The following is a 1,156-nucleotide window of genomic DNA, read 5'->3' on the forward strand; positions in this document are numbered from 1 at the left end:
CCGTGGGCCTGAGCCGTCCTGCGCGCCGCGGCCAGGATCGCTTCCTTCGCATTTTCGCTCATCGTGATCACCTTAACGTGTCCCTACCAAATGGCAGGTAGGGATTGAAGTGCCTAAATACGAGGGACATGTCCAGCCTACCAAATGACAGGTAGGATAGCATGACCAACAATATCGTGAAAATGGACGCCACCCGCATCGCCCAGCTGATCGCTCAACGGGAGCTTTCGCCCGTCGAGGTCATGCAGGCGCATCTCGACCGCATCGCGGCGGTCAATCCCAGGCTGAACGCGATCGTGACGTTGGCCGACGGCGCGATGGAAGGCGCCAGGAAGGCCGAGGCGGCGGTAACGTCGGGCACGCCGCTCGGCCCACTCCATGGCGTTCCCTTTACGGTCAAGGATGGGATCGACACGGCGGGTGTCCTGACCCAGCGCGGTTCGCCGATTTTCAGAGGGCGCGTGCCTGACACCGATGCCACCGTTGTGGCCAGGCTGAAGGCCGCCGGCGCCATTCTCATCGCAAAGACGAACCCGCCCGAATTTTCCTATTCGATCGAAACCGACAATCTCCTGACGGGCCAGACGAACAACCCCTGGAACCTCGACTACACGCCGGGCGGATCGAGCGGTGGTGAATCCGCCGCCATCGCAGCGGGCATGTCGCCACTCGGTGTGGGCAGCGATCTCTCGATCTCGTTGCGCGGCCCGGCCGCGCATACCGGTGTCGTCGGATTTAAAGCTACTCATGGTCGAATGCCGATGACAGGCCACTGGCCCCGGGTGCCGCGCCGTTTCTGGCACATCGGTCCGATGGCGCGTTCGGTTCGCGACGTGGCACTGGCTTATTCCTTGATGGCAGGCCCCGACGGTGCCGACGGCTTTTCAATCAGCTCGCCCGGCCTTGATACAGGGGTGGGCACGAAATCGACCCGTGAGCTTCGCGTGGGCTGGATGGCCTCTCCGGGCTTCTTCGGACCCATCGATCCGGAAGTGGTCGCGACCGTGAAGGCAGCGGCATATGCGCTGAGCAATGCCGGCTACCACGTCGAACAGGTCCGGTTGCCGGTGGTGGAGCGGACCGATGCGAACAGCGTCCTCTGGCAGCTCCAGCAGATGGAAAGCCAACCCGAGTTCGAGAAGGTCACGGCCGGCCA

1 protein-coding gene is annotated in these 1,156 nt (G+C 63.1%); it reads left to right on the top strand.

From position 1 onward, the window contains the following. Positions 1 to 161 precede the first annotated feature (161 nt). On the top strand, positions 162 to 1,156 hold a 995-nt coding region (locus tag JQ627_RS38900), incomplete at its 3' end, for an amidase (protein WP_212489601.1).

The organism is Bradyrhizobium liaoningense, from assembly GCF_018130785.1.
Classification (GTDB): Bacteria; Pseudomonadota; Alphaproteobacteria; order Rhizobiales; family Xanthobacteraceae; genus Bradyrhizobium; species Bradyrhizobium liaoningense_A.